This is a genomic window from Streptomyces sp. NPDC051172 (genome assembly GCF_040682555.1).
In the GTDB taxonomy this organism is placed as follows: Bacteria; Actinomycetota; Actinomycetes; order Streptomycetales; family Streptomycetaceae; genus Streptomyces.
In genome coordinates, this window is record NZ_JBFBBE010000169.1 from 1 (window position 1) to 16022 (window position 16022).

The following is a 16022-nucleotide window of genomic DNA, read 5'->3' on the forward strand; positions in this document are numbered from 1 at the left end:
GACCTCAACCCCCTGACCGTGCTCCGCGACCTCTTCGCCGGAAACCCCTGGCTGCCACCCGCTCACGCGTAATCAACGACCTGAGCAGTCACCGCATTTCTTCTCCCTTCTTTTGCGAAAGGACCGCTCCGTGACCGCTGTGATCACCGCTGAGCTGGAGGTGCTAGGGGTGTCGGCAGACGAGTGCCTGCTGGTCACCCCGCAGGGCGGTAAGTTCATGCTCGCCACGCCCGCTCCGGTGCTCCGTGAGTGGCTAGAGACCTTGGATGGCAGCCGCTCGTTGGAGGAAGCTCTGCAGTCCGCTCCCGACGGCTACGACGAGATTGCCGGCGTCCTACGCGAAGACGGTTGTTTGCGGGAGGCACGCGACGGTGTAGCCGAGCGGTGGGCGTACCGGATGGGCGATGCCGAGGCCCCGTCGGTACCGCTGGAACAAGTGCGGCTGGCGGTCACTGGAACGGAGGGTCTGCGGGAGAACATCAGCGGCCTGCTGTCGCAGTTCGTCGCCTTCGAGACAGTGAAGAGCGACGAAGTCACCGGGTGGGCCGCTGGAGTAGTCGAGTCCGGGGAGGTGCCGGTGGTGCTGGCTCTCTTCGACCGGCCGGCGCACGCGCAGCTCCTCGCGCTGAATGGGACGTGCGAAGCGGAAGGGATCGCATGGTTGTCGCTCAGGTTCGAGCTCGGGCGCGGGCTGCTCGGTCCGGGGATCTGGCCGGGCCGCGGGGTGGACATGAGGGATGTGCTGGAGCGCCGACGTACGGCCGCCGTGCAGGAGGACGTTTTCGACGCTTTGGCGGGCGACGAGAACTCCGCGCTGTCGCGCATCACCGCTTCTGAACTGCAGTGGATGTTGGCGCAGGTGGCGACCCGCCTTCAGCGTTGGCTGATGGGGTTGATGCGGCCGGAGCTGTACGAGTCGGAGCTGGAGATGAATCCGCTCTACCTCACCACACAGCACCACGAGATCATCCGAATGCCGCACCGGCCCTACGGCGACGCCTCCTATACTCCTCCCGCCAAGGAAGTAGTCGGCCGCGAAACGGGCATTGTCACGCGGGTGAAGCCCTGGGAGACCCGGCACGGCATTCCCTCCAAGCTGCATACCTGCTCGGTGGATGTGGCCCGGATGCGGCGCGTCATGGAACTGGCGGCCGACCCGGCCGCCTTCGGCACGTCCTGGGAGTCCGCCGAGGCCGCCCAGCAGGCGGCGGTCGGTGAGGCGATCGAACGGTACTGCGGTAACTACGTGGACCCCGCGCTCCTGGTGCGCGGCTCCTTTGCCTCGCTCACGGCGCGCGGAGTGAACGCTCTGGATCCGGCCTTGCTGGTGCTGTACTCCGAGGCTCAGCACGCGACGCCTGGGTTCCCCTTCCCCCGGTTCACAGCAGACTCGGAGTGCGCGTGGGTGAAGGGCTGGTCGCACACTCAGCAGACCGAGGTGTACGTGCCGGCGTTCATGGTCTATGTCGCCTGGCACGAGCACCCGGAACGCGAACGGCACGGCGAGCCGCTGTTCGCCTACCCGAACCTGGCGGGCATTGCCGCCGGGCCCTCGATGGACTACGCGCTGCTGTCGGGGCTGGAGGAGGTCATCGAACGTGACGCGTCGATGGTGTGGTGGCACAACGCCCGGAAACTCTCCGCACTGCCGGTGCTTCCGGAGCTGCGGGAGCTGATCACAGACCGGTCCGATGAGCTGATACCGCGCTTCGTGCACCTGGACAACGAGTTCGGCGTTCCCGTGATGGCGTGCTTGCTCGACTCGACCGTGAACGAAACCCTGGTGATCGGCTTCGCCGCGCGCGACACGCCGCTCGCTGCCGCGAAGAAGGCTCTGGCCGAGGCAATCACCCTGCAGGGCAACGCAGCGTTCATGCTGGATGCGGAGGAACTCGCGGCCGAGACCGCGGCCGGTGCACTGCAGGGCCACAACCTCAAGCCCCATCGGGCCGACCGGCGCTACATCGACAGCTACCGTCCCGACTTCCGCGATGTCGTTGACCTGCAGTGCCAGGGACAGCTGAATCTCGACCCACGCGCCCGTGACCGTATCGCCCCCTGGACCGCCGACCTCCCAGCAGGCGACTGGGCATCGCTGACACAGCTGCCGGCCCGCTCGTTCGACGCCTACCGCGAGCGCATCGCCGCGCGAGGACTGGACGTCATCAGCGTCGACGTGACCACTCCCGACGTCTCGCCCTGTGGCTACCAGGTGGCACGCGTCCTCGTGCCCGGGCTGGTCCCGAACTTCCCCGCCGCCTTCCCGCAGCTTGGCCGCGGCCGCATACAGCAAGCGGCTGTCACCCTCGGCTGGCGGACAGAGCCGGCCGCCGAGGACGAGCTGAACTACTTCCCCCTCCCGCACGTGTAGCCCTGGAGTAGCAGTTGAGCACTCTCATAGCCGTGGTCTATGACTCACGCGGAGGCAACACCCGCCGTATGGCCAACGCGGTCGCCGACGGAGCTGTCAAGCAGGGCGCGCAAGCGCACCTGATGGACGTCACAGCCCTGGATGAACAGCACTGGGAGCTGATGGCGGCCGCCGACGGCGTCCTCTTCGGCTCCCCCACACACATTGGAGGGCCTTCCGCCGCCTTCGTCGCCTTTGCCGAGGAGACCGGCCGCCGTCAGATGGCGGTCCACTGGACGGACACCATCGCCAGCGGCTTCACCACCGGAGCGGCCATGGCCGGCGGCAAACTCCACACCCTGAACTACATGCTCGCCCTCGCCATGCAGCATTCGATGATCTGGGCTGGGCAGCCGGTACCCGCGGGCTGGAACACATCGACTGGCAGCGCGGACGATTCCAACCGGCTCGGCTACAGGTTGGGCGCGGCGGCACAGGTGAACTTCGACCAGGGCCCCGAGAACATGAGGGCAAGTGACCTGCTGACCACGGCCGAGCACGGGCGCCGCTTGGCCTCTCTGGCGGCACGGATGCGACAGGGGGCGCAGTCATGAATGCCATCACGTGGCGGGAGCGGCTGGGCTTCCCCGACACTACCGGGCGCCGACGGCTGGTCCTGATCGCCGCGGTCGACAGTTTCGGCACCGGCGTGTTCCTGCCCCTGAGCGTCCTCTACTTCGTCACCGTCTCCGACATGAGCGTCGCGACGGTGGGAGTGGCGCTGTCCGTCGGCGCCGGCATCGCTCTGTTGGGCGGCCCGTACACCGGCACGCTCATCGACCGGTTCGGACCTGGCAGGATGGCTGCCGCATCGTGTCTACTGCGCGCTGCTGCCTTCCTCGCCTACCTGGCAGTCGACCAGTTCTGGCAGGTCATCCTCCTGTCCGCGCTCGTAATCTGGGGCGACAGCGCCTTCTGGCCCTCCAACTCGGCCATGATCATCGCTCTGTGCGGGCGGGAGCAGCGTGCCCGCTGGTACGCACTCGGCCGCACAATCCGCTCCATGGGTATGGGTATCGGCGCGGCTCTGTCAGGAGTGATCGTCGCAGCGGGCAGCGAGGGCCCACGAGTCATCGTCACGCTCAACGCGTTGACCTTCGCCGCCGTGGCTGTGGTGCTGGCAACCTGGCAGGAAGCACGCACCACGACGACGAGTTCTCCTGACGGACCGGACGGAGACGACAACAAGCGTGCCGGACTGCGGACCGTACTGGCCGACCGGCCGTTCCTGCTCATCGTGGCGTCCAATTCGTTCCTGGCCGTCTGCGCGTTGTCTCTGGCGGTACTGCTGCCCCTGTACGCGGGCAGCATCGCCCCCGACACGGTCTGGCTGTCAGGGGGGCTGTTCGCGGTGAACACTGCCCTGCTGATGCTCGCCCAGGGGCCAGCCGTACGGCGCATCGAGGCCAGCACCCCGTCGCGGGTCCTGCAGGCGGCGGTCGCCTTCTACGCCGCTGGCTTCGCCGTCTTCCTGCTCGCACCCAACAGCGGACAGCTGCTCCCCGTCCTGGTGCTGTTCGCCGCCGTAGTGCTGTACACCGCGGGGGAACTGGTGCACCCGCCGACCAGCGTAATCATGGTGACTGACATGGCGCGCCCAGAGCTCATCGGCCGCTACCTGAGCGTGAACCAGCTCTCCTGGAGCGTGGGCAACGTCATCACCCCCGCTCTGCTGGCCGGTCTCTTCGCTTCCGATGCCCGTCTGCCCTGGCTTGTACTGTTCGCCATGTGCGGAGCCACCTCCGGACTGCTTCTGCTGTCCGGCCGCCGGTCTGCGGAGCCCGACAAGTCTCTCGCGAGGACATAGGCGCGACCGCAGTGAGCCCCCTCGCGGGTACAGCATCTGCTCCGGGCCGCCGGCGGGAGGAACGACAACTTCACGCCCGGCGGCCCGTCTATGTTGCTTTGCGTCACCGGTTGAGCAGATTACTCACCAGTTCTGCGGCGGGCTCCGGATGGTCGCTGGCCCCCTTCACTGTGCAAAGTCTGCCGCCCGTGCGGTATCGGTGGCCCGGCGCGGTCAGGGGAGCGCGGGCAAGGCGGACAGAGTGAGATCTAGCCGACAGGCCCTCGCCTCTGCCCCGTGAAGGACATGTCCGCCAAGCAACCAACCTGGTCAGGCTGGTAAGTGCCTCTACAGCTGCCCATAATCCAGGTCCAGGACTGGTTCTGGCCGCCGTTGCAGTCCCACAGCTCGCCCTGGGTGCCGTTGGTGATCGTGTTGTTGTAGATGTCCAGGCAGCGTCCGGACTGCTTGCCGACGACCTGGGATCCGCTGGCCCCCGGCAGGGGTCTGACGGTGATCGAGTCGAGGGTCGGGGCGCCGGAGAAGGTGAGCGAGTTGGCGGAACCCTTGGACAGACCGACCTCTACCGAGATCGTGCCCGGGCCGCCGCCCGTCGGCGGGAAGGAGACCGCGGTCGCTCCCTGACCGTTGACCTTGAGGGTACCGGTGCGGGCCGCGGAGGTGTTGTTGGTGTACGACACGTCGACGACCTTGATGCCGGTGTTCCCGGCGACCACACCCGAGAAGCCGGAGGTACCGGTGTACGTACTGCCGGCCGCCTCCGTCCCGCCGGTGACCGTCAGCATGACCGAGCCACCCGCCGGAACGCCGGTGGTGTAACTGGTGCCGTAGGTACCGACATCGGCGCGCGCCCACAGGTCACGCACGGTCGCGGACGCGTTCGCCAGACCGAGATCGGACCAGCGGACGGTGATGTTCTGGGCGGAGGAGGTGCGGTTGAGGAGGACGACGGCACGGTTGCCGGTGCCGGCGAGGACCCTGCCGTAGACCTGCAGCCCGGGCGTGTCCTCGGCGACCTTCATGCCCTGGAGGCCGCGCGGGTCCTGGTCGACGCCGATGACCTCGGGGTTCTTGAGGATGCCGGCGGTCTCCGAAGTCATCGTGGCAAGGTTGTTGCCGGCCAGGAGCGGCGCTCCGGAGATGGCCCACAGGTTCATATGGGTGCGGTTCTGGGCGGCGGTGAAGCCGTCCATGCCGACCATCAGCATGTCCGGGTCGTTGTAGTAGCCGGTGTGCTGGGCCGTCGGGTGCAGCGTCTGGTCGAAGTTGGACAGCAGGTTCGTCATCGACGGCGAGTTGCCGTAGTAGATGATGTCGGTGCTGGTGCGCCACATGGGGGCCTGGCCCGGCGCCCAGTTCCAGGGGTTCTGCTTGCCCCAGTTGCAGACCGAGAGGGTGAGCGGACGGCCGGTGGCGGCCGTCGCCCTGGCGACCGAGTCACTGATCGACTGGTACGCCGTCGCCGCGTCGAGTCCCTCGACGTCTCCGCCGCACCAGTCGACCTTGACGAAGTCGAAGCCCCACTTGGAGAACTGGAGCATGTCCTGGTCGTAGTGGCCCTCGCTGCCGGTGTTCGGGGCGGCGGGGCGGCCGGTCGGGTAGTAGTAGCCGCAGCCGTTCTTGCCGGCGTCGGTGTAGATGCCCGCCTTGAGCCCCTTGCTGTGGATGTAGTCGGCGATGGCGCTCATCCCGCCGGGCCACTCACCGGTGTCGACGGTGATGTTGCCGTCGCTGTCGCGGGTGCCCTGCCACCAGCCCTCGTCGATGTTGATGTACTTGTAGCCGGCCGCCGGCAGGCCCGCCGCGACGAATGCGTCGACCTGCTGCTTGATGACGTTGTAGTCGATCTTGGCGGCGAAGCTGTTCCAGGAGGCCCAGCCCATGGGGGCGGTGGGCACGGCCATCTGACGGGTCGTCGCCGCCTGGGCGGGGCCGGGTGCCGCGAACAGGAGCGCGGCGGCCACGGTGACGGCGAGGGCGAGGAGGCGTACGGCGGCGGTTCTGCAGCGGGCTGCGAGACCTCTGTCGGTCGCGCGCGGAGGGGGGTACATGCGGCTCCGTTCATTCGATATATCGAACGAGGATCGGTGTTCCGAACATGTTGCGCGCCGAAAGTAGAGCCACCGGAAGCGTCAAGTCAACGGACGTGACAAGCGTGAAGTCGCCTGTCTCGACGGGGCGTTCTCGCTGAAAGGCGTACGGCGACGCCATACTGGCCGTCGTGCGCGTAGCGATCATGACGGCGGGATCCCGGGGCGACGTCGCCCCGTACACCGGACTGGGACACGGGCTCTCCCGTGCCGGGCACGACGTCACTCTGGTGACGCATGCCTGTTTCGAGCCGCTCGTGGCCGGGTCGAAGGTGCGTTTCCATCCGCTGCCCGTCGACCCCCGGGCGGAACTGGACTCCTCGCGGGGGCGCGGGCTGCATCGCAGTGCGACCGGTGTGGGCAAGCTGGTGCGGGTGGTCGCGATGGCGCGGGCGCTGGTCGGGAGGATGACGGACGATCTGGTGGCGGCCGCACGGTCGAGCGACATGCTGCTGGTGTCCGGTTCGGTGGGGCCGCTGGGGCACACCATCGCGGAGGGCCTGTCCCTGCCCTACCTGGACGTGCCCCTCCAACCCCTCGCTCCCACACGTGAGTTCGGGCCGCCGATGCTGGGTGTCCGCTCGCTGGGAGCGGTGGGCAACCGGATCGCCGGGCATGGGGTGAGCCTGGCCGTGGAGCAGGTCTTCGCCGGGGCGCTGCCTGCGGTACGGCAGCGGCTGGGGCTGCCCCGGGTGAGTGCCGCCGCGGCATGGCGGGCGCGGGAGCGGCAGGGGCGTCCGGTGTTGCACGGATTCAGCCCGCTGGTGGTGCCGCGTCCGCACGACTGGCGACCTGGCCTGTCGGTGACCGGATACTGGTGGCCGTACGACGCAGAGCCTCAACTACCGTCCTTGTTACGGGACTTCCTCGACGCGGGGCCGGCGCCCGTGTTCGTGGGCCTGGGCAGCGCGACTGTGCCCGATCCCGAGCGGCTCAGCGCCTGCATCGTGCGCGCCCTGCGCCGGGCCGGGCTCCGCGGAGTGATCCAGCGTGGCTGGGCCGGCCTGGAGGCCGCCGGCGACGACATGCTCAGCGTCGACGAGATCCCGCACTCCGCTCTCTTTCCCCGCATGGCCGCGGTGGTCCACCACGCGGGCGCGGGCACGACGGCGGCGGGCCTGCGTGCCGGGGTGCCGGCCGTGCCGGTGCCGATCCAGTTCGACGAGGGCTTCTGGTCCGCCCGCCTGGTCGCACTGGGCGTCGCCCCGTGCACGCTGCCGCTTCGCCGCCTCACCCCCGACACGCTGGCCACGGCACTGATGCGGGCCACCAGGGACCCGGCGTTCGCCCGGCGCGCCGAGACCCTCGGGGCCCGCATCCGCGAGGAGGACGGGGTGGCTCCGGTGCTGGCGGCGGTGGACCGGTGGGGTGGCTAGCAGGCCATGAGCGCCTCGCGTGGACGGCGGGACAAGCCTCGCTCATGACCTTCAAGAGTCCTGTTCAGCGCGGCCGGTTCGATCAATTCGCCGAATACGCCTGCAATTCCACCAGCTCTCCGCTCATCTTCCTGGTCTGTCTGATCCTCATCACTGCTGAAGAACGCCGGGATGCGTGCCGAGCACGCGGTCCAGCGCAAGCTCGACGCGATCGCCGGCCCTGCTCGAAGGGCACCGCGGCGACCACAGCGAGGCGTTCGAGGAGGAATGCGATCCGGATGGAGCAAGAGACCTGACGCCGGACCGCGAAACGCCGCCGCGGTCCTTCTCGCCCCTCCGCATACCGACGATCATTCCGCGTCATGGACATCTTGCTCGTCGCCAGCGCGTTCAACAGCCTCTGCCAGCGTGTGTACGCGGAACTGTCCGACGAAGGGCACCGGGTGGACGTCGTGCTCGCCTCGCACGGCGCCGAAGCGGTCCGGACCGCCGTTCACGAAACACACCCGGAACTGATCATCGCCCCGATGCTGAAGACGGCACTGCCGGAGGACATCTGGCGGGAGCACACCTGCCTCATCGTGCACCCGGGACCGCCCGGCGACCGCGGCCCGTCCTCCCTGGACTGGGCGATCACCGAGGGTGCCCTGCAGTGGGGGGTGACGGTGCTGCAGGCCGAGGCCGTCATGGACGCGGGCGCCGTGTGGGCGGCCGAGTCCTTCCCGGTGCCGCCGGTAGGCAAGAGCAACCTGTACCGGGGCGAGGCCTCCGACGCCGCCTCGGACGCCGTCCGGCTGGCGGTGCGTCGGTACGCCGACGGATCGTTCAAGCCGCAGCCGCAGAGCGATCCCGCGATCCGGGTGGTCCGGCGCGACTCCTTCCGCCGGGAGCAGCGAAGGATCGACTGGGAGACGGACACGACGGAGACGGTCCTGCGCAAGCTCCGCGGGGCCGACTCCCAACCGGGTGTCCTGGACGAACTCTGCGGCCAGGAGGTGTTCCTGCACGGCGGGCATCCCGAGGACCGGCTGCACGGACGGCCCGGGGAACTGCTCGCGACGCGCGCCGGGGCGGTCTGCCGGGCCACCCGGGACGGGGCGGTGTGGATTCCGGAGCTGCGGCCCCGCAAGGCCTCCGGCGACCCCGCACCGTTCCGCCGCCCGGCGGCCTCCGTGCTCGCCTCCTTCCCGGCTCCGTCGCTGCCGGAGTTCGCGGCACCGCTCGAGTTGCCCTCCGGCCGGATCACCTGGAGCGACATCCGCTACCGTCAGCACGGCGACGTCGGATTCCTGAGCTTCTCCTTCCCCGGCGGGGCGATGAGCACCGGCCACTGCCGCAGGCTGCTGGCCTCCTACCGGTACGCGCTCACCCGTCCCACCTCGCTGCTGGTGCTGGGCGGCACCCGAGACTTCTTCTCCACCGGCATCCACCTCAATGTCATCGAGGCTGCCGCCGACCCCGCGGGCGAGTCCTGGTCCAACCTCAACGCCATGGACGACCTGGTCGAGGCGGTGCTGCGCACCACCGACCGGATGGTGGTGGCGGCACTCGGCGGCAACGCCGCGGCCGGCGGCGTGATGCTCGCGCTGGCCGCCGACCAGGTGTGGTGCCGCACGGGCACCGTCCTCAATCCGCACTACCGGCGGATGGGCCTTTACGGGTCGGAGTTCTGGACGTACACGCTGCCGCGCCGCGTCGGAACCGAGACGGCCCAGCGGCTGACCACCGAGGCCTTGCCGGTGAGCGCCGTGGGCGCCGCACGGATCGGCCTGGTGGACCGTCTGGTGCAGGCCCCGCCGCATGAGTTCACCGCCGAGATCGAGCGGTTGGCGGCCGAACTCTCCCGCGACCCGGACCTTTCGCAGCGGATCGCCGCGAAGGCCGCGGCACGCCAGACGTCCGAGGCACGGCAGCCGCTCGCGGAGTACCGGCGGGACGAACTCGCCCGTATGCGTGCCATCTTCTTCGATCCACAGGCCCCGTACCACGCCCTGCGTTCCGCCTTCGTCCGCAAACTGCCGAACGGCCAGGCCCGGCCCCTGGCCCCGGCCGGCGACCCGGCCGCCGGGGATGTCCGGTGACACGGTCCGGTACCCGCCTGCTGGTGGCGGGCGTCGGCAACATCTTCCTCGCGGACGACGCCTTCGGCCCCGAGGTGATCCAGGCCCTGGACCGGCGGCCGCTGCCTGCCGAGGTCCGTGTCCGGGACTTCGGCATCCGCGGCCTGGATCTGGCGTACGAGTTGCTGGACGGCTACGACACGGCCGTCCTGGTCGACGCGGCCGCGCGGGGGCACCGCCCGGGCACCCTGTCGCTGATCGAGCCGGAACTGCCCGACGGCACCACGGGCGCCGCCCCGCCCGAGGCCCATGGCATGGATCCGGCCAAGGTGCTGGCCCTGGCCGCCCACCTGGGCGACGAGCCGCTGCCGCGAGTCCTCGTCCTCGCCTGCGAGCCCGAGGTACGGCCGCACGGCGACGAGGACATCACCCCGGGCATCAGCGCACCGGTTCGCAAGGCGGTCGACCGGGCCGTCGCAGCCCTGCACACCCTGGTCCCGGTACTGCTCGCCGACCCCGCGGCCACGCCTTCGTTGAGCCGCCCGGACGAATCCACGGATCCGTCCGCGGCCGAGGTCCCGCTCCCGGTGGCCGGCGGCATCGAGGATCGGTGACGCACCGACACCCATCTCCCTCGAACGACCGCGAGGAGCAGCGCCCATGTGCGAGTCCATGGACGACGTCACCCAGGCCGTCCTCGTGAAGAACGACGGCCTGGCCGCGAGCCTGCGCGACGAACTGGCCCGACGCGGGGCCGCCGTCGTCAACCTGCTGTCCAGCCCGGGCAGCGGCAAGACTGAACTGCTCGGGCAGGTGCTGGCCCTGGCGGTTGAGCGGCGCATCCCGGTGGCCGCGCTCACCGCCGACCTGGCGACCGAGAACGACGCCCACCGGCTCGCCCGTTCGGGCGCGCCGGTCAAACAGCTGCTCACCGACGGGCTGTGCCATCTGGAGGCCCGGCAGCTCACCGGCCATGTGCACAGCTGGCTGCCCGAGGACACCGCGGTGCTGTTCGTGGAGAACGTCGGCAACCTGGTCTGCCCGGCGGCCTACGACCTCGGTGAGAGCCTGCGGATCGTCCTCATGGCGGTCACCGAGGGCGAGGACAAGCCGCTGAAGTACCCCACGGCCTTCGGCTCCGCCCATCTGGTCGTCCTCACCAAAGCCGATCTGGCCGAGCCCGCCGCTTTCGACGAGGCCGCCTTCGCCGCCCATGTGCAGCGGGTCAACCCCGGGGTGGAGGTCGTACGGACCTGTGCCCGTGACGGCGCCGGAGTCGCCACCGTGCTGGAGCGGGTCCTCGCCGCGCGGGACGGGGCCCCCGTGCACCGGCCTCCGCTGGCACCACACCCTCACCGCCACACGCACCAGGCACCGGGCCTCGCGGCCGGCCGCGTCTCGTGACCGCCCCGGCCGCGCGGGCGGTCCGCCGCCGCGTCTTTGTGCGCGGCACGGTGCAGGGCGTGGGTTTCCGCCCCTTCGTGCACCGGCTGGCCACCGATCTCGCGTTGGCCGGGTTCGTGAGCAACACGGCGAGCGGCGTACTCATCGAGGTGGAGGGCCCGCCCGACGGTGTCGCCCGCTTCTGCGGCCTCCTGGTCACGGAGCCTCCACCGCTGGCCGCCGTCACCGACGTCGGCGTCGAGGACCTGCCCGCCACGGGCGCGGACGACGCCTTCACCATCCGTGCCACCGAGCGGTCCGCGGGCCGTACGCTGCTCCCGCCCGACACGGCCACCTGCGAGGACTGTCTGCGCGAGCTGGCCGATCCGGCCGACCGCCGCCACCGGCATCCGTTCGTCACGTGCACCCACTGCGGCCCCCGCTTCACCATCGCCACGGGGATGCCGTACGACCGGGCGGTCACCACGATGGCCGGCTTCCCGATGTGTCCCGCATGCGCCCGGGAGTACGGCGACCCCGCCGACCGGCGCTTTCACGCCCAGCCCGTCGCCTGCCCGGAGTGCGGCCCCCGGCTGCGGCTGGTGCCGGCGCCCGGCAGCGGGATCCGTCCTGCGCGGGACGGCGACGCCCTGGTGGCGGCCCGGTCGCTGCTGGCAGCGGGCCGCGTCCTCGCCGTCAAGGGCCTCGGCGGCTACCACCTGGCCTGCGACGCCACCGACGCACGCGCCGTCGACACACTGCGCACCCGGAAGGAGCGCGGAGGCAAGCCGTTCGCGGTGATGTGCCCGGATCTCGACACCGTGCAGCGGATCGCCCTGGTCTCCGCGGCCGAGCGCGCGGCGCTGACCAGCCCCCGCCGCCCCATCGTCCTGCTGCGCCCGCGGACGCCGGCCCGACACCTCGGCCTCGCTCCCGGTGTCTGTCCGGGCAGCCCGCAGTTCGGCGTGATGCTGCCCTACACCCCGGTGCACGCCCTGCTGTTGGGGCTGCCCGGCGATCCGCCGGGCCCTCGTGTGCTGGTCATGACCAGCGGCAACCGGTCGGGAGAACCGATCGTCACGGACGACGAGCAGGCGCTGACCCGGCTGGACGGGCTGGCCGACGCCTGGCTCGCCCACGACCGGGGGATCGCCTCACCGTGCGACGACTCCCTGCTGCGGGTGCGCGCCGACGGCAGCGAGCAGGTACTGCGCCGGTCCCGCGGATATGTGCCCCGGCCGCTGCGTCTGCCGGTCGCCGTGCGGCCCGCGCTCGCGGTGGGCGGCGACCTCAAGAACGCCCTGTGCGTCGGCGAGAGCGACCAGGCCTGGTTCGGCCCGCACACCGGTGACATGGGGGACCTGACCACGCTGGAGGCCGCCGAGCGGGCGGAGGTGCACATCCGGCGGCTGAGCGGCGTCACCCCCGAACTCGTCGCGGCCGACCGGCACCCCGGCTACCACTCGGCCCGCTGGGCCCGCCGCCGCGCCGCCCAACTGCCCGCGCGCACACCCGTGTTCGTCCAGCACCACCACGCGCACATCGCCTCGGCGATGGCCGAGCACGGCCTCGACGGGACCACACCCGTGATCGGCGTCGCCTTCGACGGCACCGGGTACGGCGACGACGGCACCGTCTGGGGCGGCGAGATCCTGCTCACCGACTACGCGCGCCACCGGCGCTTCGCCCACCTCTCCCCCGCCCCGCTGCCCGGCGGAGACGCCGGGGTGGCCAACCCGTGCCGTCTGGCGCTGGCCCGGCTGTGGGCCGCGGGCGTGCGGTGGGACACGGACCTGCCTTGCGTCGCCGCCTGCTCGGCGACGGAACTGGCTCTCCTGGAAAGGCAGTTGACGCGCGGGGTGGCCTGCGCGGCGACCTCCAGCATGGGCCGGCTCTTCGACGCAGTGTCCTCTCTGCTGGGGGTGTGCCACCGCGCGGGACACGAGGCCCAGGCCGCCCTGGAGCTGGAGGCCGCGGCCGCTTCGGCCCGGGACGCCGACACCTCGTCGTACACCTTCGGCATCGGCTCCGGCCTGTGCGACCCGGCACCGGTGCTCCGCGCACTCGTCGCCGACCTGCGGCGCGGTACACCGGTCCCGGTGCTCGCCGCGCGCTTCCACCGCGGTGTCGCCCGGGCCGTCCTGGAGATCTCCCGGCGGGCGCGCCGGGAGACCGGCCTGGCCACGGTCGCCCTCAGCGGCGGGGTCTTCGCCAACGCGCTGCTGGAGGAGGAGTGCACACGGCTGCTGACCGAGGACGGCTTCGCGGTGCTGCGGCACGGTGAAGTTCCCCCGAACGACGGCGGATTGGCCCTTGGACAACTCGTGGTCGCGGCGCACGAACGACAAGAGGAGTGACCCATGTGTTTGGCAGTGCCCGGCAAGGTCGTGGCCATCGACGACAGTGCCGACCCGCTCACCGGGCTGATCGACTTCGGCGGTGTGCAGAAACAGGCGTGTCTGGAGTACGTGTCGGACGTGCGGGTGGGTGAGTACGTCATCGTGCACGTCGGGTTCGCGCTCCAGCGCCTGGACGAGGAATCGGCGCTGGCCTCCCTGCAGCTCTTCGAGGAACTGGGGCTGCTGGAGGAGGAGTTCGGCGACGCCTGGGAGCAGGCGTCGCGGGATGCCGGGGTCGCCGCCGTGAGTGAGGAACCACGAGAGAGCGAGGCCCGGTGAAGTACATCGACGAGTTCAACGACCCCGATCTGGCCCGGCGGCTGCTGGACGAGATCCACGCCACCGCCACCCGGCCGTGGGCGCTGATGGAGGTGTGCGGCGGGCAGACCCACTCCATCATCCGGCACGGCATCGACCAACTGCTCCCGGAGCAGGTGGAGTTGATCCACGGGCCGGGCTGCCCCGTGTGTGTCACCCCGCTGGAGGTCGTCGACAAGGCGCTGGAGATCGCCGCGCGTCCCGGGGTGATCTTCTGCTCCTTCGGCGACATGCTCCGGGTTCCGGGCACGGACCGGGACCTGTTCCGGGTCAAGGGCGAGGGCGGCGACGTACGCGTGGTGTACTCACCGCTCGACGCCCTGGAGCTGGCCCGCCGCACCCCGGACCGGGAGGTGGTCTTCTTCGCCATCGGCTTCGAGACCACGGCCCCCGCCAACGCGATGACGGTGCACCAGGCGCGCCGCCTGGGGCTGACCAACTTCAGCCTCCTGGTGTCACATGTGCGGGTCCCTCCGGCGATCGAGGCCATCATGACGGCCCCCGAATGCCGGGTCCAGGGCTTCCTGGCCGCCGGGCATGTGTGCAGCGTGATGGGCACGGCCGAGTACCCCGAGCTGGCCGAGCGGTTCCGGGTGCCGCTCGTGGTGACCGGTTTCGAGCCGCTGGACATCCTCGAGGGCATCCGCCGGGCGGTGCGCCAACTGGAGCGCGGAGAGCACCGGGTGGAGAACGCCTACCCGCGTGCCGTGCGCGAGGGCGGCAACCCGGCCGCCGTACGCATGATCGAGGAGGTCTTCGAGGTCACCAACCGCAACTGGCGGGGCATCGGGCCCATCCCCCTCAGCGGCTGGCGGCTGACCGAGGCGTTCCGCGCGTTCGACGCCGAGCACCGCTTCGACGTCACCGCGATCCGCACCGAGGAGCCCGCCGAGTGCCGCGCCGGAGAGGTGCTCCAGGGACTGATCAAGCCGACCGAGTGCGCCGCGTTCGGCACCACCTGCACCCCGCGCACCCCGCTCGGCGCCACCATGGTCTCCAGCGAGGGCGCCTGCGCGGCCTATTACCTCTACCGCCGGATGAACGCCGCGACGCCGCAGGCCGCGCGGGAGGAGATGAACCCCGTTGCCTGAACTCTTCGAAACCGTCGACCCCGCGGGCTGGACCTGTCCCGCGCCTCTTCGCGACCAGCCCTTGGTCGTCATGGGGCACGGCGGGGGCGGCGCTCTGTCCGCGGAGCTCATGGAGCAGGTCTTCGCCCCCGCGTACGGCAATGCCACCCTCGCCGCGCTCGCCGACTCCGCCGTCCTCCAACTGGGCGGGGCGCGGCTGGCGTTCTCCACCGACTCCTATGTGGTGCAGCCGCTGTTCTTCCCCGGCGGCTGCCTGGGCGACCTCGCGGTCAACGGCACGGTCAACGACCTCGCGATGAGCGGTGCCAGGCCCGCCTACCTGTCCGCCGCCTTCGTACTGGAAGAGGGCGTGGAACTGACCGTCGTCGAGCGGATCGCGCGCGCCATGGGCGCGGCGGCCCGGGCGGCGGGGGTCGTCGTGGCCACGGGTGACACCAAGGTGGTGGAGTCCGGGCACGGCGACGGCGTGTACGTCACCACCGCCGGCGTGGGGCTCGTCCCCGACGGGGTGGACATCCGTCCCCAGCGTGCGCGGCCCGGTGACGCCGTCATCGTCAGCGGTCCGATCGGCCTGCACGGGGTGGCCATCATGAGCGTCCGGGAGGGACTGGAGTTCGGCGTCGAGCTCTCCAGCGACACCGCGCCGCTCGCGGACCTGGTGGCGGCCATGCTGAAGGTCACGCCCGACATCCACGTCCTGCGCGACCCCACCCGTGGCGGCCTGGCCGCGTCCCTCAACGAGATCGCCCGCGCCTCAGGGACCGGTGTCCGCCTCCAGGAGCGGGCCATCCCGGTGCCGGACGCCGTCGCCAACGCCTGCGGCTTCCTGGGCCTCGACCCCCTCTACGTCGCCAACGAGGGCCGGCTCGTCGCCTTCGTGCCGCCGACCGCGGCGGAGGAGGTACTCGCGGCGATGCGCGCCCACCCGCAGGGCGCGGGGGCCACGCTGATCGGCGAGTGTGTGGCCGAGCACCCAGGCATGGTCGTGGTCTCCACGGGCCTCGGCGGCACCCGGGTCGTGGACCTGCCGCTCGGCGAGCAGCTCCCGCGGATCTGCTGAGCCCGGCACCCGAGGCCCCGCCCGAGCA

Annotated in this window: 12 protein-coding genes; 11 read left to right on the plus strand and 1 reads right to left on the minus strand. The window is 70.8% G+C overall.

All coding sequences use genetic code 11. From position 1 onward, the window contains the following. Positions 1–130: 130 nt before the first annotated feature. Genes AB0N07_RS46140 through AB0N07_RS46150 form a run of 3 tightly spaced genes read left to right on the plus strand, consistent with a single transcriptional unit; the run spans position 131 to position 4217 of the window. The gene (locus AB0N07_RS46140) at positions 131–2371 is read left to right on the plus strand and encodes a YcaO-like family protein (RefSeq protein ID WP_365846152.1); all 2241 of its coding nucleotides are present in this window, start codon (positions 131–133) and stop codon (positions 2369–2371) included. A gap of 14 nt (positions 2372–2385) precedes the next feature. Then, positions 2386–2964, plus strand: coding sequence for a flavodoxin family protein (locus AB0N07_RS46145; RefSeq protein ID WP_365846154.1), 579 nt, complete (start codon positions 2386–2388; stop codon positions 2962–2964). Further along, positions 2961–4217 (plus strand): MFS transporter, encoded by a 1257-nt coding sequence (locus AB0N07_RS46150; protein ID WP_365846156.1) that lies wholly within the window; start codon positions 2961–2963, stop codon positions 4215–4217. The genes AB0N07_RS46145 and AB0N07_RS46150 overlap by 4 nt, the downstream gene beginning before the upstream one ends. A 248-nt stretch (positions 4218–4465) precedes the next feature. Here the strand turns inward: AB0N07_RS46150 and AB0N07_RS46155 are convergent, their stop codons facing one another. Further along, positions 4466–6268 carry an alpha-galactosidase gene (locus tag AB0N07_RS46155; protein WP_365846158.1) on the minus strand — a complete coding sequence of 601 codons (1803 nt, stop codon included), beginning with the start codon at positions 6266–6268 and terminating at the stop codon, positions 4466–4468. Positions 6269–6453: 185 nt separating this feature from the next. Between AB0N07_RS46155 and AB0N07_RS46160 the strand changes: the two genes are divergently transcribed. From AB0N07_RS46160 to hypE, 8 genes are all read left to right on the plus strand, one after another. Beyond that, complete coding sequence (locus tag AB0N07_RS46160; RefSeq protein ID WP_365846174.1) at positions 6454–7683, plus strand: glycosyltransferase; 1230 nt, start codon at positions 6454–6456, stop codon at positions 7681–7683. A 362-nt stretch (positions 7684–8045) separates the two neighbouring features. Then, positions 8046–9764 (plus strand): hydrogenase maturation protein, encoded by a 1719-nt coding sequence (locus AB0N07_RS46165; RefSeq protein WP_365846160.1) that lies wholly within the window; start codon positions 8046–8048, stop codon positions 9762–9764. Then, complete coding sequence (locus AB0N07_RS46170) at positions 9761–10357, plus strand: hydrogenase maturation protease (RefSeq protein WP_365846162.1); 597 nt, start codon at positions 9761–9763, stop codon at positions 10355–10357. Before AB0N07_RS46165 ends, AB0N07_RS46170 begins: the two co-directional genes overlap by 4 nt. 46 nt (positions 10358–10403) lie before the next feature. Further along, positions 10404–11147, plus strand: coding sequence for a hydrogenase nickel incorporation protein HypB (gene hypB / locus AB0N07_RS46175; protein WP_365846164.1), 744 nt, complete (start codon positions 10404–10406; stop codon positions 11145–11147). Beyond that, the gene (gene hypF / locus AB0N07_RS46180) at positions 11144–13483 is read left to right on the plus strand and encodes a carbamoyltransferase HypF (RefSeq protein WP_365846166.1); all 2340 of its coding nucleotides are present in this window, start codon (positions 11144–11146) and stop codon (positions 13481–13483) included. Before hypB ends, hypF begins: the two co-directional genes overlap by 4 nt. Positions 13484–13486: 3 nt before the next feature. Then, on the plus strand, positions 13487–13804 hold the full coding sequence (locus AB0N07_RS46185) for a HypC/HybG/HupF family hydrogenase formation chaperone (protein WP_365846168.1): 318 nt from the start codon (positions 13487–13489) through the stop codon (positions 13802–13804). Next, positions 13801–14934 carry a hydrogenase formation protein HypD gene (gene hypD, locus AB0N07_RS46190; RefSeq protein ID WP_365846170.1) on the plus strand — a complete coding sequence of 378 codons (1134 nt, stop codon included), beginning with the start codon at positions 13801–13803 and terminating at the stop codon, positions 14932–14934. Before AB0N07_RS46185 ends, hypD begins: the two co-directional genes overlap by 4 nt. Further along, entirely contained in the window at positions 14927–15994 is a 1068-nt protein-coding gene (gene hypE / locus AB0N07_RS46195) for a hydrogenase expression/formation protein HypE (protein WP_365846172.1), read from the plus strand. The genes hypD and hypE overlap by 8 nt, the downstream gene beginning before the upstream one ends. The last annotated feature ends 28 nt before the right edge of the window (positions 15995–16022 follow it).

Coding starts and splice junctions, on each gene's coding strand:
- AB0N07_RS46150 (WP_365846156.1), top strand. CDS start 2,961: ATGAATGCCATCACGTGGCGGGAGCGGCTGGGCTTCCCCGACACTACC.
- AB0N07_RS46155 (WP_365846158.1), bottom strand. CDS start 6,268: ATGTACCCCCCTCCGCGCGCGACCGACAGAGGTCTCGCAGCCCGCTGC.
- AB0N07_RS46160 (WP_365846174.1), top strand. CDS start 6,454: ATGACGGCGGGATCCCGGGGCGACGTCGCCCCGTACACCGGACTGGGA.
- AB0N07_RS46165 (WP_365846160.1), top strand. CDS start 8,046: ATGGACATCTTGCTCGTCGCCAGCGCGTTCAACAGCCTCTGCCAGCGT.
- hypB (WP_365846164.1), top strand. CDS start 10,404: ATGTGCGAGTCCATGGACGACGTCACCCAGGCCGTCCTCGTGAAGAAC.
- AB0N07_RS46185 (WP_365846168.1), top strand. CDS start 13,487: ATGTGTTTGGCAGTGCCCGGCAAGGTCGTGGCCATCGACGACAGTGCC.